The organism is Kribbella sp. NPDC023855 (assembly GCF_040639475.1).
Taxonomy (GTDB): Bacteria; Actinomycetota; Actinomycetes; order Propionibacteriales; family Kribbellaceae; genus Kribbella.
This window is the reverse complement of sequence record NZ_JBFAAA010000006.1, coordinates 283,098-300,670: the sequence shown is the minus strand read 5'-3', so window position 1 is coordinate 300,670 and position 17,573 is coordinate 283,098. Positions and strand designations below refer to the sequence as shown.

The 17,573-nt window shown below is 67.9% G+C and carries 18 protein-coding genes; 3 read left to right on the top strand and 15 right to left on the bottom strand.

The window, feature by feature from the left end; genetic code table 11:
- Positions 1–55: 55 nt before the first annotated feature.
- Together AB0F51_RS23055 and AB0F51_RS23050 are read left to right on the top strand one after the other, a co-directional pair.
- Positions 56–946 (top strand): LysR family transcriptional regulator, encoded by an 891-nt coding sequence (locus AB0F51_RS23055; RefSeq protein WP_360283100.1) that lies wholly within the window; start codon positions 56–58, stop codon positions 944–946.
- A 101-nt stretch (positions 947–1,047) separates the two neighbouring features.
- On the top strand, positions 1,048–1,233 hold the full coding sequence (locus tag AB0F51_RS23050) for a hypothetical protein (RefSeq protein WP_360283098.1): 186 nt from the start codon (positions 1,048–1,050) through the stop codon (positions 1,231–1,233).
- Between the two features lie 167 nt (positions 1,234–1,400).
- Here AB0F51_RS23050 and AB0F51_RS23045 read toward each other — a convergent pair whose 3' ends face one another.
- The 14 genes from AB0F51_RS23045 to AB0F51_RS22980 all read right to left on the bottom strand — a co-directional run bounded on the left by AB0F51_RS23045 (position 1,401) and on the right by AB0F51_RS22980 (position 15,932).
- Positions 1,401–2,897: a CoA-acylating methylmalonate-semialdehyde dehydrogenase gene (locus AB0F51_RS23045; protein ID WP_360283096.1), complete on the bottom strand. Its 1,497-nt coding sequence runs from the start codon at positions 2,895–2,897 to the stop codon at positions 1,401–1,403.
- Positions 2,894–3,775, bottom strand: coding sequence for a sugar phosphate isomerase/epimerase (locus AB0F51_RS23040; protein WP_360283094.1), 882 nt, complete (start codon positions 3,773–3,775; stop codon positions 2,894–2,896). Before AB0F51_RS23040 ends, AB0F51_RS23045 begins: the two co-directional genes overlap by 4 nt.
- On the bottom strand, positions 3,772–5,001 hold the full coding sequence (locus AB0F51_RS23035) for a Gfo/Idh/MocA family oxidoreductase (protein WP_360283092.1): 1,230 nt from the start codon (positions 4,999–5,001) through the stop codon (positions 3,772–3,774). Before AB0F51_RS23035 ends, AB0F51_RS23040 begins: the two co-directional genes overlap by 4 nt.
- Positions 4,998–5,876 carry an ATP-binding cassette domain-containing protein gene (locus AB0F51_RS23030; RefSeq protein WP_360283090.1) on the bottom strand — a complete coding sequence of 293 codons (879 nt, stop codon included), beginning with the start codon at positions 5,874–5,876 and terminating at the stop codon, positions 4,998–5,000. Before AB0F51_RS23030 ends, AB0F51_RS23035 begins: the two co-directional genes overlap by 4 nt.
- On the bottom strand, positions 5,873–6,919 hold the full coding sequence (locus AB0F51_RS23025; protein ID WP_360283088.1) for an ABC transporter permease: 1,047 nt from the start codon (positions 6,917–6,919) through the stop codon (positions 5,873–5,875). Before AB0F51_RS23025 ends, AB0F51_RS23030 begins: the two co-directional genes overlap by 4 nt.
- A gap of 9 nt (positions 6,920–6,928) precedes the next feature.
- Complete coding sequence (locus AB0F51_RS23020; RefSeq protein WP_360283086.1) at positions 6,929–7,924, bottom strand: substrate-binding domain-containing protein; 996 nt, start codon at positions 7,922–7,924, stop codon at positions 6,929–6,931.
- 81 nt (positions 7,925–8,005) lie between these two features.
- The gene (locus AB0F51_RS23015) at positions 8,006–8,899 is read right to left on the bottom strand and encodes a TIM barrel protein (protein ID WP_360283084.1); all 894 of its coding nucleotides are present in this window, start codon (positions 8,897–8,899) and stop codon (positions 8,006–8,008) included.
- Positions 8,892–10,811: a 3D-(3,5/4)-trihydroxycyclohexane-1,2-dione acylhydrolase (decyclizing) gene (iolD, locus tag AB0F51_RS23010; protein WP_360283082.1), complete on the bottom strand. Its 1,920-nt coding sequence runs from the start codon at positions 10,809–10,811 to the stop codon at positions 8,892–8,894. Before iolD ends, AB0F51_RS23015 begins: the two co-directional genes overlap by 8 nt.
- The gene (locus AB0F51_RS23005) at positions 10,808–11,140 is read right to left on the bottom strand and encodes a hypothetical protein (protein ID WP_360283080.1); all 333 of its coding nucleotides are present in this window, start codon (positions 11,138–11,140) and stop codon (positions 10,808–10,810) included. Before AB0F51_RS23005 ends, iolD begins: the two co-directional genes overlap by 4 nt.
- A complete protein-coding gene (gene iolB / locus AB0F51_RS23000) occupies positions 11,140–12,027 on the bottom strand; it encodes a 5-deoxy-glucuronate isomerase (protein ID WP_360283078.1) in 888 nt (295 codons plus the stop codon). Before iolB ends, AB0F51_RS23005 begins: the two co-directional genes overlap by 1 nt.
- On the bottom strand, positions 12,024–12,896 hold the full coding sequence (locus AB0F51_RS22995; RefSeq protein WP_360283471.1) for a deoxyribose-phosphate aldolase: 873 nt from the start codon (positions 12,894–12,896) through the stop codon (positions 12,024–12,026). The genes iolB and AB0F51_RS22995 overlap by 4 nt, the downstream gene beginning before the upstream one ends.
- A gap of 215 nt (positions 12,897–13,111) precedes the next feature.
- Complete coding sequence (gene iolC, locus AB0F51_RS22990; RefSeq protein WP_360283076.1) at positions 13,112–14,053, bottom strand: 5-dehydro-2-deoxygluconokinase; 942 nt, start codon at positions 14,051–14,053, stop codon at positions 13,112–13,114.
- Entirely contained in the window at positions 14,053–14,934 is an 882-nt protein-coding gene (locus AB0F51_RS22985; RefSeq protein WP_360283074.1) for a sugar phosphate isomerase/epimerase, read from the bottom strand. The genes iolC and AB0F51_RS22985 overlap by 1 nt, the downstream gene beginning before the upstream one ends.
- Complete coding sequence (locus AB0F51_RS22980; RefSeq protein WP_360283072.1) at positions 14,931–15,932, bottom strand: Gfo/Idh/MocA family oxidoreductase; 1,002 nt, start codon at positions 15,930–15,932, stop codon at positions 14,931–14,933. Before AB0F51_RS22980 ends, AB0F51_RS22985 begins: the two co-directional genes overlap by 4 nt.
- 163 nt (positions 15,933–16,095) lie before the next feature.
- Between AB0F51_RS22980 and AB0F51_RS22975 the strand changes: the two genes are divergently transcribed.
- A complete protein-coding gene (locus AB0F51_RS22975; RefSeq protein ID WP_360283070.1) occupies positions 16,096–16,833 on the top strand; it encodes a GntR family transcriptional regulator in 738 nt (245 codons plus the stop codon).
- A gap of 35 nt (positions 16,834–16,868) precedes the next feature.
- On the opposite strand, the gene AB0F51_RS22970 is transcribed toward AB0F51_RS22975, so the two are convergent.
- Positions 16,869–17,552, bottom strand: a complete 684-nt coding sequence (locus AB0F51_RS22970) for an IMP cyclohydrolase (RefSeq protein WP_360283068.1) — start codon at positions 17,550–17,552, stop codon at positions 16,869–16,871.
- Between the last annotated feature and the right edge of the window lie 21 nt (positions 17,553–17,573).

The following is a 17,573-nucleotide window of genomic DNA, read 5'->3' as shown; positions in this document are numbered from 1 at the left end:
CGCCGATCAGCGCCAACGATCATTTCTGCACTGGCGATAAGCGATACTGATCGACGTGGATCCCCACCTGCTGCGAACCTTCCTCGCGGTCACCGACCTCGGCTCCTTCTCAGCCGCGGCCGACCAGCTCGGCTACACCCAGTCAGCCGTCTCCCAGCACATCGCGGCCCTCGAACACGACCTCGGTACGCCCCTCCTCCACCGGCGACCCGTCACGCCCACCCCGGCCGGCGAGCGGCTACTCGAACACGCGGCCCCGATCCTTCTCCGCCTGGACGCCGCCCGCGCCGACGTACTGCGAACCGTCGGCGACCCACCCGGCACGCTGATCCTCGGGACGACTCCACTGGCCACCTCACCCGCCGCCGCCCTGACTGAACTTCGCAGATCCCGGCCGACCCTCGACATCACCATCACGGTCACCGGCCGGGAAGCCGTCGCCCACGGAGTTGCCGCAGGCGAATTCCACCTCGGCCTGATCGACGGAGTCGCAGCACCCAGCGACCCACTCCGACTCTTCGGCCTCGGCACCCTCCGTACGACGGCGGTCGCGCACGAGCCGCTGGTCGTCACCCTCCCGAACGGTCACCCGCTCGCCCGCCGCAGCCGCGTCAGCCTGCACGACCTGGTCGACGCCCGATGGATCGACTCCCCCGACCTCGGCGCACCCCTTGCCGACTTGCGGGCCGCCACCGAGTCCGACGCACTACGACCCGCCCTCAGCTACCACGGCACCGACACCCTCACCCTGCTCAAACTAGTTGCCGCAGGCCACGGCCTTGCTCTACTCCCCGCCTCGATCACCGCCGCCGCGACCAGCGCAGGACTGGCGATCTCGACCGTCCTAGTCGACACACCCCGCCTAGTCCACCGGACCGAACTACTCCACGGCCACATCGAAGAACCCACCGCAACCACCCTCGCCGCCGCTCTCTCAACCAGCTGACAACCTGCAGCTGACCGCAGGACGCCTGCTGACGTTGCAGCTCCGTCCAGAGTTGATTTCAGCTCACTCTGAGTGGTCGATTCGCGGTTACCGTGGACGTCATGCGGCCTCGTCAACTGATCAGCAAGCTCCGACGAAAGATCGTCGCCAGATCGGCGGCTCTCGCAGTGGTTGCCGCCGGCATCGATACCCCGACGCCGGCGCTCACCAACACCAGCAAGCCCAACGCGGACTCATTCACCATCACCAATTGGCTGGCGATCAACTTCGCGCAGCAGAGCTGGTAGCAGTCGCAGACGAGCCCGCTGCCCAAACCGCGCTGTTACGACGTCATGGTCCGGTACCACGTGTTCGTCCGCGGGATCGACGACACGAAGGACACCGGACAGTTCGCGATCTGCCCGACTCCTGAGTGGTGACTCCACTGGGGTAGCCACCACTCAGGACGACGGGTTCAGTCGTGGGTGGGGAAGCCCAGGTTGAGGCCGCCGTGGGAGGGGTCTAGCCAGCGGGAGGTGATGACCTTGCCGCGGGTGAAGAAGTGCACGCCTTCGGTGCCGTGTGCGTGGGTGTCACCGAACAGCGAGTTCTTCCAGCCGCCGAACGAGTAGTACGCCATCGGGACCGGGATCGGCACGTTGACGCCGACCATGCCGACCTCCACCTCGGTCTGGTAGCGCCGCGCGGCCCCACCGTCGTTGGTGAAGATCGCGGTGCCGTTGCCGTACGGGTTGGAGTTCACCAGTTCCAGCGCGGCGTCGTACGACGGGACGCGGACGACCGAGAGCACTGGGCCGAAGATCTCGTCGGTGTAGATCGACATCTCCGGGGTGACCTTGTCGAACAGCGTCGGGCCGAGCCAGAAGCCGTCGTCGCCGCCGTCGAAGGGACCCTCGCGACCGTCGACGGCCAGCTCCGCGCCGGCCTCGACCCCGGCCTCGACGTACCCGATGACCTTGTCGCGATGCGGTCCGGTGACGAGTGGGCCCATGTCGCAGCCGCGGGTGCCGTCGCCGGTCTTGAGGGTGGCCATCCGCTCGCGGATCTTGGCGATCAGGTCGTCCGCGACCGGCTCGACCGCGACCAGCGCGGAGATCGCCATGCAGCGCTCACCGGCGGAACCGAAGCCCGCGTTGACCGCGGCGTCGGCGGCCAAGTCGAGATCGGCGTCGGGCAGGACGACCATGTGGTTCTTGGCGCCGCCGAGAGCCTGGACGCGCTTGCCGTTGCGGGTGCCGGTCTCGTAGACGTAGCGCGCGATCGGCGTCGAGCCGACGAACGAGACGGCCTTCACGTCCGGGTGCTCGAGCAGCCGGTCGACGGCTTCCTTGTCACCGTGAACGACGTTCATCACGCCGTCAGGCAGCCCGGCCTCCTTCCAGAGCGCGGCGACCGCGTTCACCGCGGACGGGTCCTTCTCGGACGGCTTGATCACCACGCTGTTGCCGCAGGCAACCGCGATCGGCACGAACCAGAGCGGCACCATCGCGGGGAAGTTGAACGGCGAGATCACTGCGACCACGCCGAGCGACTGGCGGATCGAGTACACGTCGACGTTGGTCGACACGTTCTCGCTGAAGCCGCCCTTGAGCAGGTGCGGGATGCCGCAGGCGAACTCGACCACCTCGAGACCGCGGGTCACCTCGCCGAGGGCGTCCGAGAGCACCTTGCCGTGCTCGGCGGTGATCAGCGCGGCGATCTCCTCCTTCCGCTCGTTCAGCAGCTCGCGGAAGGCGAACAGCACCTGCGCGCGCTTGGTGAGCGAGATCCGGCCCCACGCCTTCGAGGCGTCATGGGCGACCTTCACCACCTCGTCGACGGTGGCTGCCGAGGCCAGGTCGAGCTCGCCGGTCACCTCCCCGGTGGCCGGGTTGTAGACCTTGCTGGTGCGTTCGGAGACTCCGGTCCACGGGGTCCCGCCGATCAGGTGGGTGATTCGCTCAATACTCACAGCTGCATCCCTTGCTTCATCAGTCTTGCGTCATCAATAAGGCCGGTGATCTTCTCCCGCATGAACGTGCTCGACTCCCGGGCGCGTTCCTCCCAGGCGAAGACGCAGGCGGTGGTGGTGCCGTCGAAACCGGCTGTGGCCAGGCTCGCGAACAGCTCGTCGAAGTCGACCTCGCCCTGGCCGATGTCCAGGTGCTGGTGCACCCGGACGGTCGACCCGGGCGGGTTGACGATGTAGCGCAACCCGGACGACCCGGTGTGGTCGAACGAGTCGGCGATGTGCACGTTGGTCAGCAGGTCCCCGGCGTGCTCGATGATGCCGGGAGCGTCGTTGCCCATGTGGAAGGTGTGCGGCGCGCAGTACAGGAAGCTGACCAGCGGGCTGTTGATACCGCGGATCAGGTCGATCGCGGCCTTGCCGTCCTCCTCGAAGTCGTCCGGGTGCGGCTCGAGGACCAGCCGGACGCCTTCGCGCTCGAACACCGGCAGTAGGTCCTCGAGCGACCGCCAGAACTGCGCCTCGCTCCGGGACGCCTGCTCGGGGCGGCCGTTGAACTCCGAGTTCATCACGTCCACGCCGAGCTGGGCGGTGATCCGGATCGCGCGCTTCCAGTACCGGACCGCTGCCTGCCGGTCGTCCTCGTCGGGTCCGGACCACTTGTAGAGCGGCAGCACCGACGAGACCCCGACCCCTGCTGCCGCCAACTGCATCCGGAACGCCGCCACTGCCGCGTCGTCGACCCGCGGGTGGTCGAAGAAGGGCAGGAAGTCGCTGCGGGGTGACAGTTCGAGCCACTCGTAGCCGAGGTCGGCGACGAGGCCGGGCAGCTCCAGCAAGGGAACCTCCCGGAACATGTAGGGGTCGAGGCTGAGTTTCACCCGAGCACCTCGCTGCGGCTGACCATGTCGACCTCCACCGGACGGCCTTCCTGGAGCGACTGCACGCCGGCCGTGCAGACCGCGGCGGCGGCGTACCCGTCCCAGGCCGTCGGCCCGTCGATCCCGCCCTTGACCGCGGCGTTCACCCAGCGCTGGACCTCGATGTCGTACGCCGTCCCGAAGCGGACCCGGAAGTCGTCCGGGACCGCCCCACCCCAGTGTCCGGCCTGCCTGGTCAGGACGTCGACCCCGAGACCGATGGTCGCGCTGCCCTTCTCGGCGACCGCCTCGCAACGCACCTCGTAGCCGACCTGGAAGTTCACGAACACCTCGACATCGGCGATCGCGCCACCGTCCATCTCGAACACGGCCAGCTGCGGATCGAGCACCCCTTCGCCGACCAGGCTGGTCGGCTTCGGGGCATGCACGGTGATCCGGGCGATCTCGTCGTCGAACAGCCAACGCGCCACATCGACCTCGTGCACCAGGGAATCGCGCACGATCATCTCGCTGCGGAACGTCTCCGCGACCGTCTTGTTGCGGTGCACGTTGTGCAGCAACAGCGTCCGCCCGAGCTCACCCGAATCCAGCAACTGCTTCAACCGCGCGTACTCCGGGTCGAAGCGGCGCATGAACCCGACCTGGATCAGCGACCGGCCGGTCTTGTGCTCGGCCTCGACCACTCGCAACGACGACTCGGCGTCCATCGTCAGCGGCTTCTCGCAGAGCACCGGTTTGCCGTGCTCGAGACACGCCATCAACTGCTCGGCGTGCGCGAACCCCGGCGAGGCGATGATCACCGCGTCCACCTCAGGATCACTGACCAGCGCCAGCGGATCCCCGATCACCCGCACCCCACCCAGCTCCACGCCCCTGTCCGCCCCAGCAACTCCCGCCCTCCCGGCAGCTCCCGCCGGCCGGGCAACCCCAGCCAGCCCTGCAGCTCCCGCCGGCCCGGCAACCCCAGCCAGTCCTGCAGCTCCCGCCGGCCCGGCAACCCCAGCCAGTCCTGCAGCTCCCGCTGGCCCGGTGACTTCGGCCGGCGCACCGCGACGTCGCCCACCCGGGTGTTCGCTCAGGGACGCGGCCAGTGCCTCCGCTCTGGCGGTGTCCGGGTCGGAGACCGCGACCAGGCGGGCGCCCGAGATCTGCCGGGCGACCCGTTCGGCATGGTCGGCGCCCATCAACCCGACGCCGATGATGCCGATCCTGAGGTCCTGGGTCATGGATTCTCCAGTGGGGATTCGATCTTGACCGGCCCGTCGGCCGGCCGGACGACCACGGTCTCCACGTCGATACCGCGCAACTCGTGGCTGAGCGCCTCCAGCTCGGAGCCGCCGGCCATCTCGTTGGTCAGCTGCTCCAATGTGATGTCGGCCCGGTGCGTGTCGAGCGCGACCCGGCCCAGCTTGAGCACGACGAAGTGGTTGCCGACCAGGTACGCGTGGTGCGGGTTGTGGGTGATGAAGACGACGCCCAGGCCCGCGTCACGCGCCTTGACGATGTACTTCAGCACCACCCCGGACTGCTTGACGCCGAGCGCGGCGGTCGGCTCGTCCAGGATCAGCACCTTGGCACCGAAGTAGATCGCCCGGGCGATCGCGATGCACTGGCGCTGACCGCCGGACAGCATCCCGACCGGCTGCTCCAGGTTGGGGATCGAGATCCCCATCTTGGTCAGCTCCTCGGTGGCGATCCGCTTCATCTTGGTGGCGTCCAGCATGCCGAACCTCTTGGTGATCTCGTTGCCGAGGAAGAAGTTCCGCCAGACCGACATCAGCGGGGCCAGCGCCAGGTCCTGGTAGACCGTCGCGATGCCGCTGTCCAGCGACTCCCGCGGCGAGCCGAACCGGCGTGCCTCGCCGTTCACCGCCAGCACCCCGTCGGTGTGTTCGTGCAGGCCCGCGATGATCTTGATCAGCGTCGACTTACCCGCCCCGTTGTCGCCGAGCACGCAGGTGATCTCACCCTGCCGGACCGACAGGGACACCCCGCGAAGTGCCTGGATGTTGCCGTAGCTCTTGCCGACGTCGTCCAGTTGCACGACCGGCGTGTTCGGGCTGCTGACCGCCTCGTCGGCGAAGTTCGTCGGAGTGGTCATCGCGCATCCGCCTTCTTCTTGACGACGAGGTTGACGATCGTGGCCAGCAGCAACATGACGCCGAGGAACGCCTTGAACCAGTCCGGGTTCCAGCCGGCGTACACGACGCCGAGTTGCACCATGCCGAAGATGAGTGCGCCGACCGCGCCACCGACGACGGACCCGTAGCCACCGGTCAGCAGGCAGCCACCGACCACCGCCGCGATGATGTAGAGGAACTCCTTGCCGACGCCTTCACCGGACTGCACGACCCCGTTCTGTGCGAACAGCAGGTGCATGCCGGTGAACCAGGCGAAGAAGCCGACGGTCATGAACAGACCGATCTTGACCTTCTTGACCGGTACGCCGACTGCCCGGGCCGCCGCGGCGTCGCCACCGACAGCGAAGATCCAGTTGCCGATCCTGGTCCGCAGCAGGAACCAGGCGGCGACCGCGACGAACACGATCCACCAGACGATGATGATCTTGACGGTGATCCCGCCGAGCTTGAACTGCGAGGCGAACACCGCGTGCGCGGAGGAGAACCCGTCCATGTCGCCGACCGAGTTCGACGCGACCGCTCCGGACGTCAACCGAGTCACCGCGATGTTCAAACCCTGCAGGATGAAGAAGGTGCCCAGCGTCACCAGGAAGCTCGGCAGCCCGGTCCGCATCAGCAGCCAGCCGTTGAAGGCGCCGACCGCCAGCGCCACCACCAGCGAGACCACCATTCCGAGCCAGACGTTGACGCTGAACTGGTAGGCGAAGATGCCGGCGGTCAGGCCGGCCGTCGTCACTGCGACGCCGGCCGACAGGTCGAACTCCCCGCCGATCATCAGCAAGGAGACCGGAACGGCCATGACACCGATCAGGGCGGCCCCGTAGAGGATCGTCCCGACGTTGTTGATGTCGCGGAAGGGCGCGGCGGTGGCCGCGAAGAAGAGCAGGATCACCGCCGCGCCGACCAGCGATCCGATCTCGGGGCGGCTCAGCAGACGCACGCCGACCGACCGGGCGGAGACCCGGTCGTCGACGGTGTCCGGGGCCGTGAGTGTCGATGCCATGGCCGTACCTCAGCGCGTTCCGGCCGTGGCGTACTTCTCGACGGCCTCGATGTTCGTCTTGTCGATGAACGCCGGGCCGGTGAGCGTGGCCTCGCCACCGCCGATCGTGTTGCCGTTGGTCTTGTTCAGCCAGATCGCGTCGACCGCCAGGTAGCCCTGGAGGTACGGCTGCTGGTCGACCGCGAAGTCCACCGTCCCGTCCTTGACCGCCTTGGCCATCTCCTTGCTCATGTCGAAGCTGCCGATCTTCGCCGACGAACTAGCGTCCTTGGCAGCCTGCACCGCGGTCAGGGCGACGCCGGCGTTCAGCGCGACGACGTAGTCGGCGGCCTTGTCCTGCTGCAGCTTCGACGTGATCGTCGCCTGCGTCCCGGGCTGGTCGGCGCCATCGACGTTCAGGTTCTCGACCGCGCCGAACTTGTCCTTGATGCCCTGGCAGCGGGCCTCGAGGCTCACGTTGCCCTGCTCGTGGATGACGCAAATGACCTTCTTGGCACCGAGAGCCTTGAGCTTCTCACCGGTCGCCTGTCCGGCGATCTGCTCGTCCTGGCCGAAGTACCCGACCGCACCGGAGGTCTTCCAGGTATCCAGGCCACCGTTGAGGACGGTCACCGGGATCCCTGCCGCGACCGCCTTCTTGACGTTCGGAATCACCGCGTCCGGCTTGTTCAGGGTGACCGCGATGCCGTCGACCTTCGAGTCGATCGCGGTCTGCACCAGGTTGGCCTGCCCGGCGCCGTCCGGGTCGGAGGAGTACTGCAGCTCGATGTTGTCCTTCTGCGCGGCGGCTTCGGCACCGCGGCGGACGATGTCCCAGAAGGTGTCACCCGGCTTGGAGTGCGTGATCAACGCCACCTTCATCCGGGGCGTGGTCGCGACGTTCCCGCCCGAACCGCTCGCCTTCTCTTCCTCCTTCTTACCGCCGGAGGAACTACAGGCACCCAGTGCCGCGACGAGCACGAGCGCCGCTCCCGTGGCCACCGCCTTCTTCTGCCACCGAACCATGACTACCAACCAGCCTTTCAGACGTTCCGCGGTAACGCCGCGGCGTGTGGGTGTGACCAGAGAGCTTTACTCTGCTGGTCGTCAAACGGATACACCACCCCCGTGGGTCTTCAAGTAAGCCAGGGTCCGCTCCGCGATCGGCAGCGGCACGTCGGGCGGACACGGATACATGTCCTGCTCGACGATCGCGAACAGCTCGGCGTCCAGCTCGGAGAGCGCTTGCAGCAGCGGTGGCAGTTCGGGCACGCCCAGCGGCGGCTCGCACATCACCCCGCGCCGGACCGCCTCGTCGAACCCCACGCCGTCTGCCTCGACCTGCGCAAGCACCGCGGGGTCGACCTGCTTCAGGTGCACGTAGCCGATGCGCTCGGGGTACTTGCGGATGAGTTCCAGGTTGTCGCCGCCGCAGTAGCTGATGTGGCCGGTGTCCAGGCAGAGATTGACGTACTCCCCGTCGGTCTCGGCGAGGAAGCGCTCAACGGTCTCCTGGCTTTCCACATGCCCGTCCGCGTGCGGATGGAACTGCGTCCTCAACCCGTACTCCGCGGCGATCCGCCGACCCAGCTCGGTCACCTGCCGGCCGTGCCTCGCCTGCCCCTCGTGGTCCAGCCGTGGCTCGACGATCTCACCGTTCGCACCGCGCCACATCGACGGGATGACGACCAGATGCCGCGCGCCCATCGCCGCGGCCAGCTCGGCGGCAGCAGAGACGTCGCGCCAGGTGGAATCCCATGAGTCCGGCCGGTGCAGGCCTTCGAAGATCGTGCCGGCCGTCACCTCGAGGCCGCGCTTGTCCAACTCCTCTTTCAGGCGGGCAGGGTCGGTCGGCAGGTAGCCGTACGGACCCAGCTCGATTCGCCGGTAACCGGCTGCGGCGACCTCATCGAGGAACCGCTCCCAGGGAGTCTGCTGATCGTCGTTCGCAAACCAGACGCCCCACGAGTCGGGTGCACTTCCGACGGTGACCCTACCCATGGCTGTCTCCTTCGATTGGGGCCAAGTACGGCCGCTGGGCCTTCTTGGATTCCTCGTACTCCGCCGAGGCGGTCCGCGTCGAGTCCAGATCGGACACCTGGCTGACCGGCACGTCCCACCACGACTCACTACTCGGTGCGCCGATCAGCGGGTCTGTTCTCACGTGGATCGCGATCGGGCCGTCGGCGGCCTTCGCAGTACCGATGGCCTTCTCCAGCTCGGCGCGGCTGTTCACGTCGAGCACCTCGACGCCGAGGCTGCGCACGTTGGCGGCCAGGTCGACCGGGAGGTAGTCGCCGTCCAGCCGGCCGTCACCACCGCGCCGCCGGTACGCCGTACCGAACCGTTGTGAGCCAAGGGATTCGGACAGTGCGCCGATCGAGGCGAAGCCGTGGTTCTGCACCAGGACGACGATGATCTTCAGGTTCTCCTGGACGGCGGTGACCAGTTCGCTCGACATCATCAGGTACGACCCGTCGCCGACCAGGACGAAGACGTCGCGCTCGGGTGCGCCGAGGCGAACCCCGAGGCCGCCGGCGATCTCGTAACCCATGCAGGAGTAGCCATATTCGACGTGGTATCCCTTCGGGTCGCGAGTCCGCCAGAGTTTGTGCAGGTCGCCCGGCATCGAACCGGCTGCGCACACCACCACATCAGACGGCGCCGACAATTCGTTGACGGCACCCAGGACCTCGCCTTGGGTGAGCAGCCCCGCGGCCAGTTGCCCTGTCACCTCTGTGGACGGGTTGTACGTGTTGTCCACAATCGCGTCCCACTGGGTTGCGAGCTCGGCGGTCAGCGTTCTGTACTGGTCCTGCACAGACCACTCACCGATCGCGGAAGCCAACGAAACAAGGGCTTCCCGGGCATCGGCAACTACAGGGAGGCCAGCATGTTTGCCACCGTCGAAGCGCGCCACGTTGATGTTGACGAACCGCACATCCGGGTTCTGGAAGGCCGTCCGCGAGGCGGTGGTGAAGTCGGCGTAACGGGTGCCGATACCGATCACCAGGTCGGCCTCGCGGGCCAGCGCGTTCGCGGCCGTCGTCCCCGTGGACCCGACCGCGCCAACCGACTGCGGATGGTCGTAGCGCAGAGATCCCTTGCCTGCTTGGCTTTCCGCCACCGGGATGCCGGTTTGCTCGGCGAACTCACGCAAAGCGTCCTGCGCGCGGGAGTAGGCGACGCCACCGCCTGCGACGATCAGTGGGCGCTGCGAAGACCGGATCAGCTCCGCGGCCTTTTCGACCATAGATGCCTCAGGCAATGGACGCGCGAGGTACCAGGTGCGCTCGGCGAACAGTTCCTCGGGCCAGTCGAACGCCTCCGCCTGCACGTCCTGCGGGAGGGCGATCGTGACCGCGCCGGTCTCCACCGGGTCGGTCAGCACGCGCATCGCGTTCAGGAGCGCCGACGGCAATTGCTCCGGACGCCAAACCCGGTCGAAGTACTTCGAGACCGGGCGGAAGGCGTCGTTGACGGACACGTCGCCCGCCGTGGTGCTCTCGAGTTCCTGCAACACGGGTGTCGCGACCCGGGTGCTGAATACGTCCGACGGAAGGAGGAGGACTGGTAGCCGGTTGACTGTGGCCAATGCCGCGCCGGTGATCATGTTGGTCGAGCCGGGGCCGATGCTCGCCGTACAGGCATAGGTCTGTAGGCGGTCGCGGGTCCGGGCGAACGCGGCGGCGCTGTGCACCATCGCCTGCTCGTTGCGGGCGAGGATGTACGGCAGTGCTTCGGGGTCGTCGAGTTCCGACTGCAGCAACGCCTGACCGAGACCGGCCACGTTGCCGTGCCCGAAGATGCCGAAACAGCCTGCGAACAGCTTCTGCCGCTGGCCGTCGCGCTCCGAGTACTGGACGCCCAGGAATCGCACCAGCGCCTGCGCGACCGTGAGACGCACCGTCATAGTTCTCCTCCGCAACCCGTCGTCATCACTTCACCCATCCCAAACCCAACAGCCGAACCCGAAGCCGTTCCCAGATCGCCAGCCATACCACTCACACCGGCCATACCGCTCACACCGGTCACACCGGCCGTACCGCTCACACCGGTCACACCGGCCATGCCGAGCACCCTGGCCACGCCGGCCACCCCGGCCATGCCGGGCATCCCGGCCATGCCGGCCACGTCGGCCGTGCCGGGCATCCCGGCCATGCTGGCCACCCCGGCCGTCCCGGGCATCCCGGCCACGCTGACCGCCGTCGCGGGTGCGCCGGAGTGCGTCGCGGTCGCCATCAGCGCGCTCCGAAGGGGAGGCGGGGGTCGATCTGCTCGGTCTTCCACAGTTCGCGGACCCAGCCGTGCTGGGGGTCGTCGCTGATCAGCCACTCGCGTTCGGTGCCGGGGCCGGCCATCACGTTCAGGTAGTACATGTCGTAACCAGGAGGCGCCATCGCCGGACCATGCCAACCATGAGGCACCAGCACCAGGTCCCCACCACGCACTTCAGCCAGTACGTCGATGGGGCGGTCTTCGGTGCCGTAGACCCGCTGGTAACCGATCGGGTCGTTGCCCTTGACAACCTCAGGGGCGGCGTCGGAGACCTGGAGCTCGAAGTAGTAGATCTCCTCGAGCTCACTCTCCTTGCCAGGCTTGTGCTCGTCGTGCTTGTGCGGCGGGTACGACGACCAGTTCCCGGCCGGGGTGAGCACCTCGCACGCGATGATCGAGTCAGCCTCGAGCACCGCCGGCGTGCCGAAGTTGCGCACCTGCCGGGAGGCGACACCCGCGCCACGGAGTTCGGTCTCGACCTGCTCGACGCCGATCCGGCGGAACGGATAGTCCGAGGCGGCACGGGCGTGCGGGAAGGCGATCCGGGCACCACCGGCGCTGACAACCGCCATCCTGGTGCCCCGCGGTACGTAGGCGAGGTCAGTCGGACCGGCGAACACGTCGGCACGACCGCCGAGCGGCACGGTCTCACCACTGACGACGACCTCTGCGGATCCGGACAACGGCAGCACGAGCCACTCGCACTCCCCTGTCTCGATCTCAACCGACTGTCCCGCCTGCAACGTCGCGACGTACAACCCGGTGTGCTCCCAGCCCTCCTCCCCCGGACTGACCATCACATCGAACCCATCCCGCGCCGTGGAACCGGCGGGCCTGAACCATTCAGTCATACGGCGCCTCCGTGGACGAGGGTGGCGGCTTGGTCTACTGCGGCGGCTACGTTGCCGTCGGGTGGGAAGAGGAGTGCGCGGCCTACTACCAGGCCTCGGACCGATGGGAGGCTCAGCGCCTTGCCCCAGGAGGCGTAGGTCTCTTCCGGGGCTACGGTCGGGTCGCCGCCGAGCAGCAGAGTGGGCAGAGTCGTTGCCTCCATCACCCGGTCCAGGTCGTCGACGACCGGCAGTTTGAGCCAGGTGTACGCGCTGGTGGCGCCGAGCCCGGAGGCGATGTGCACCGACCTGATCACCGAGTCGGGGTCGAGCAGGTTCGTCACTCGGCCATCGCGGCGGACTGACCAGAACGGTTCGACCATCGCCATCAGTTTGCGTTCGGCGAGTTCCGTCACAGCGCGGGCGCTGCTCTCCAGTGTCGCCGCAGTACCGGCGTCCTCCAGGCAGATCCGGGTCAGCATCTTGCCGCCGTCCAGCCTGCGTGCGGCGATGTCATCCGCCGTACCGTAAGCCGTGAACCGGTCGTCCAGCTCGAACGACGCGCCTTGCAGCCCGCCACGGTTCATCGACCCGATGACGACCTTGCCTTCGAGCGCGCCCAACAGCAGCAGGTCTTCGAGCACGTCGGGAGTCGCCAGCACACCGTCGACGCCGGGCCGACGAAGCGCAGTACAGAGCCGGTCGATCAGCCCCGGCCGGCTCGCCATCGCGAACTGGTCACCTCGCACGCCGAGTGCGCCCCGGGCCGGGTGGTCGGCCGCGACAATCAGCAGCCGCCCATCATCCCCCACCAACTCCCGCCGCCGCCGCTGCTGCCAAGCCTCAGCAATCCGCTCCGGATGCCGCACCCGAATCTCCGTCAAATTCACCCCACTCGCCAGGTCGCCACCGGACCGCAGGTCGCCAAGACGACTCGAGGACGGAGTGGGAGTGCTGGGTTCGCCGCCGTGGTGCGCGGCTGGCACCGCAGCCCCGCCGTCACGTGGTTCGCCGCCGACGGCCTCGCCTTGGCGGGGTGCACCGAAGGGCGCGGGGTGCACGGCGGGATCGCCGTCGCGTTCGCTCGGTCTGCTTGCGGTGGGGGTCATGCGGGATCACCTAGCAAGGTGAGGACCTCGGATTCGGTGGGCATGGCGGTGGAGCATTCGAGGCGGGAGGCGACGATGGCGCCGGCGATGTTTGCGAAGCGGATCACCTTCTCCAATGGCCAGCCTGCCAAGAGGCCGTGGCAGAGTGCGCCGCCGAAGCCGTCGCCGGCGCCGAGGCCGTTGACCACCTCGACCGGGAACGGCGGCACCTCGACGCGCTCGTCGCGTGTCCGGGCCAGCGTCCCCTTCGGCCCTTGCTTCACAACCGCCAGGTCCAGCCCGCGGTCGAGCAGCGCCTGGGCCGCCTTGTCCGGGTCGGTCTCGCCGACCGCCACCTCGCACTCCTCACGGTTGCCTACGGCAACCGTGCAGTGCTGCAGGGCCCGGTTGACTTGCTCGTGCGCCTCACTCGGATCCGCCCAGAACATCGGCCGGTAGTCCAGGTCGAGCACGGTCAACGGCCGCCGCTCGCGCGCCTCCCACGCGGTGAAGTGCGCGGTCCGGCTCGGTTCGGCCGACAACCCGGTCACCGTCGACCAGTAGATCGACGCGTCCTTGATCGCCTGCAGGTCCAGCTCCGACGGGTTGATCACCAGATCAGGCGCCTTCGGGAACCGGTAGAAGTACAGCGGAAAGTTGTCCGGCGGGAAGATCTCGCAGAACGTGATCGGCGTCGGCAGCCCTTCCACCGGCGTGACGAACCGGTCGTCGACGCCCAGCTCCAGCAGCGTCCGGTGGATGAAGGTGCCGAACGGATCGTTGCCGGTCCGGCTGATCACCGCCGACTTCCGCCCGTGCTTCGCGGCCGCGACAGCGACGTTGGTCGCACTACCGCCAAGGAACTTGCCGAAGCTCTCGACATCCTCCAGCTTCGTCCCGGTCTGCAGCGGATACAGGTCGACCCCGATCCGCCCGATGGTGAGTACGTCGTCAGCCATCAGACCGCCTCGGCGATCCGGCGCAGATGCTCGACACTGGCCCGCACGTCGGCCAGCGGCCCGTCGTCCGAGGGACGCTCAGCCAGAATCGTGTCCTGCTCCAGCACATACCACCCGTCGTACCCCGACTTCTCCAGCGCGGACACGATCGCGGTCAGATCGATGTCGCCACCACCCAACGGCCGGTACATCCCAGCCCGTACTGCGTCCGTGTAGCTGACCTCACCCGACTGCACCCGAGCTGCCCACGAAGCGTCGACGTCCTTCAAGTGCGTGTGCAGGATCCGCGACGTGTGCTCCAGCGCCAGCGCGACCGGGTCGACCCCACCGATCAGCAGATGGCCGGTGTCGAGGGTGAGCCCGATCGTGGAGCCACGCAGTACCCGGTCGACGTCCTCCGCGTTCTCGATCATCGTGCCGACGTGCGGGTGCAGCGTCGCCGTGATGCCCTGCTTCGCGGCGAGCGCGGCGAGCGAGTCGAGGTTGGCCAGCAACGTGTTCCAGCCGACCGAGTCGAGCACCGGACGTCCGTCGTACCCGTCCTGTCCCGTCGCCGCGGCAAGCACCAGCGTGCTCGCACCGGCAGCGACAAAGCCCTCCAACGCGCGAGCAACCTCAGCAGAGGGGTCGTGCAACGGATCATGCAGTACTACGGGCACGAACCCGCCGACCGCCCGCAACCCGAGATCCGCGAGCGCCTTCGCCTTCTCGGCCGGGTCGTCCGGCAGGAACCCGTCCGGCCCGAACTCGGTCGCGGCGATCCCCACCTCACGCATCTGCGCCAGCACCGTGGCCGGGTCGTACTGCCACCCCCAGCCCGGGACCTCGCAGACACCCCAGGAGATGGGCGCTCCGGCAATCCTGGCAGCAAGCTCACTCATCGGCCGATCTCCTCCAAGGAAACAACGCGGTTCTCGTGACGGGACAGTTCGCAGGCGTCGGCGATGCGGAAGGCCTGGAGGGCGTCGCGGACCGTACAGGGCACCTCGCGGTTGCCGGCGACGACCTCGGTGAAGGCGGTCAGCTCGGCGACGTAGGCAGGACGGAAACGGTCCATGAACGTGGCGTGCGCCTGACCACCGGGGAAGGTGACGCCGGGCTCGGCCGAGCGCAGGGCGGTGTGTTCGTCCAGCCCGACCGCGATCGAGCCGAGCGAGCCGAGCACCTCCATCCGCACGTCGTGGCCCGCCGCGTTGTAGCGGGTGCCACTGACCGAGACGAAGGTGTTGTCGTCGAGTGTCAGCAGAGCCGCGGCCGCGTCGACATCGCCGTACTCGCCGAAGAAGGGCTCGCCACGGTTCGCGCCGGTGGCGTAGACGCTGACCACCTCGCGACCGGTGACGAACCGGATGATGTCGAAGTCGTGCACCGTGCAGTCGCGGAAGAAGCCGCCACTGGTCGGGATGTACTCCTGCGGCGGCGGGAAGGCATCGTTGGTGTTCGCGCGAATGTGGTGGATGAAGCCGAGCCCGCCACTGGCGACCTGCTCCCGCGCCGTACGGTAACCGGCGTCGAAGCGGCGCTGGAAACCGATGTGCACCGGCACGTCCGACGCCTCGACCAGCTCGACGATCCGCTGGGTGTCGCCGAGATCGGTCGCCACCGGCTTCTCGCAGAAGGTGGTGATCCCGGCAGCGACGGCTTGCTCGATCAACGCGGCGTGTGCGGAGGTGGCCGCGGCGATGACAAAGCCGTCCAGCCCGCTGCTCAGCAAGGCGTCGACATCAGGCGCGAACTCGAGCCCGAGATCCTTGGCGACCAGCTCCGCCCGGCTCGCGTCGACATCCGTCACGACGACCTGCTCCACCGCCGCCAGGCTCTTCAGCGTCGCGGCGTGGAACGCCCCGATCCGCCCGGTCCCGGCCAACCCGATTCGCATCCTGTGTGCCCTCTCGTCAAGGCGCTCGTGAGTACCCGCCGGCCCTGCCACCCGCGGTGCTGGTTCGCGTCGTCAGCTTCGCCGCCCGCGGGAAAGGTGTCAATACTTTGTAAGCACATTTTCACGTTGGGACATACAAACCTCCTTCCTGTAACATCCCAGCATGGCCGCCCTGCCGATCCAGATCGATCGGTCGAGCCCGGTGCCGCTCTATCACCAGCTCGCCGAACAGCTGACCGCTGCCATCAGCGACGGCACCCTGCGGCCGGGTGACGCGTTCGAGAACGAGCTGGCGATGTCCGACCGGCTCAGCCTGTCCCGGCCGACGGTTCGCCGGGCGATCTCCGAACTGGTCAACAAGGGCCTGCTGGTCCGCCGCCGCGGCATCGGCACCACCGTCGCGAACCAGATGGTGCACCGCCGCGCCGAACTGACCAGCCTGTACGACGACCTGATCCGCGAAGGCCGCACCCCGCGCACCGACGTACTGTCGCTGGTCTCTTCGGCGCAGGACGATCGCGCTGCCGAAGCACTCGGGCTGCCGCTCGGCACGCCGCTGGTGTCGATCGTCCGGCTCCGCTACGCCGGCGACCAGCCGCTCGCGATCCTGCGCAACTGGTTGCCCCCGGCAATGGACTACCTGACCGTCGAGCAACTCGAGACCGACGGCCTGTACGCCGTACTCCGGGCGCGCGGCATCCGCCCGACGGTGGCGCGGCAACGCATCGGTGCCCGCAACGCGAGCGCCGAGGAGCGCCGGACGCTGCACATGTCCAAGGCCGAGCCACTCGTCACGATGACCCGCAGCGCGTACGACGCCGACGGCTCACCGGTCGAGTTCGGCGACCACTGCTACCGCGCCGACCAGTACTCCGTCGACGTCATCGTCTCCGAACGCTGAGCCCACCTACCTCGGATGGCCGGTGGGCCTGGGGGTCAGCGGGATCGGAGGATTGCTTGGGTGAAGGTTTCGGTGGCTAGGGGGATGACCACGAGGCCGACCCGGAGTGACGGGTCGAGGCGGTTCCAGAGGAGGTCGGGGAGTGTTTCCCACTCCGCGTCGACCGAGACGACGACCGGGTAGCCGTCGGTGACGACGTCGGCGGCGGTACCGCAGTACGTGGTGACCACGCCGGCCGTCGCCTCCTCGGAACGCCGGAGGAACAGCGACGGGTGCTGCACCTGATCAGCGGAGTACGAGCGAGCCGACCCGACGACGAGGTCGAGCAGTTCAGGCCCCTCAATGACGGCGCCGGCGAAGATGCGCGGCGTACGGATCGGCGGATCGGGTTCGTAGTCCAGATTCCGCAGAGCCACCTGGAGGTCGACGCAGTCGGCATGCGTCCCGGCGAGCTCGCTGACATGCGTGCCGTTGCCGACGATCACCCACTCCTCGTCACGGATCGCGGCCGTGTAATGCCGCAACTCGTCCGTCGCGGCACCCCGGACATCCTGCACAACGATCTCGTACTCCGACACCACGAGCTCACGCTGCTGGGACGTAGCACTCCGCCCGGTCAGCCAGTACGCCGCGAACGGCACCCCGTCGCTGTCCCGCCCGATCGCCACCCCGCGCCCCGGATACTCACAACCACCCACCACATCCACAAGGCTCGCCACGCCCGAAGCCTAACTCCCGCC

What these genes read in the sequence shown, in the direction of transcription:
- AB0F51_RS23050 (WP_360283098.1), top strand. Translation starts at nt 1,048, where the DNA reads ATGCGGCCTCGTCAACTGATCAGCAAGCTCCGACGAAAGATCGTCGCC.
- AB0F51_RS23035 (WP_360283092.1), bottom strand. Translation starts at nt 5,001, where the DNA reads ATGACCCAGGACCTCAGGATCGGCATCATCGGCGTCGGGTTGATGGGC.
- AB0F51_RS23030 (WP_360283090.1), bottom strand. Translation starts at nt 5,876, where the DNA reads ATGACCACTCCGACGAACTTCGCCGACGAGGCGGTCAGCAGCCCGAAC.
- AB0F51_RS23025 (WP_360283088.1), bottom strand. Translation starts at nt 6,919, where the DNA reads ATGGCATCGACACTCACGGCCCCGGACACCGTCGACGACCGGGTCTCC.
- AB0F51_RS23020 (WP_360283086.1), bottom strand. Translation starts at nt 7,924, where the DNA reads ATGGTTCGGTGGCAGAAGAAGGCGGTGGCCACGGGAGCGGCGCTCGTG.
- AB0F51_RS23015 (WP_360283084.1), bottom strand. Translation starts at nt 8,899, where the DNA reads ATGGGTAGGGTCACCGTCGGAAGTGCACCCGACTCGTGGGGCGTCTGG.
- iolD (WP_360283082.1), bottom strand. Translation starts at nt 10,811, where the DNA reads ATGACGGTGCGTCTCACGGTCGCGCAGGCGCTGGTGCGATTCCTGGGC.
- AB0F51_RS23005 (WP_360283080.1), bottom strand. Translation starts at nt 11,140, where the DNA reads ATGGCGACCGCGACGCACTCCGGCGCACCCGCGACGGCGGTCAGCGTG.
- iolB (WP_360283078.1), bottom strand. Translation starts at nt 12,027, where the DNA reads ATGACTGAATGGTTCAGGCCCGCCGGTTCCACGGCGCGGGATGGGTTC.
- iolC (WP_360283076.1), bottom strand. Translation starts at nt 14,053, where the DNA reads ATGGCTGACGACGTACTCACCATCGGGCGGATCGGGGTCGACCTGTAT.
- AB0F51_RS22985 (WP_360283074.1), bottom strand. Translation starts at nt 14,934, where the DNA reads ATGAGTGAGCTTGCTGCCAGGATTGCCGGAGCGCCCATCTCCTGGGGT.
- AB0F51_RS22980 (WP_360283072.1), bottom strand. Translation starts at nt 15,932, where the DNA reads ATGCGAATCGGGTTGGCCGGGACCGGGCGGATCGGGGCGTTCCACGCC.
- AB0F51_RS22975 (WP_360283070.1), top strand. Translation starts at nt 16,096, where the DNA reads ATGGCCGCCCTGCCGATCCAGATCGATCGGTCGAGCCCGGTGCCGCTC.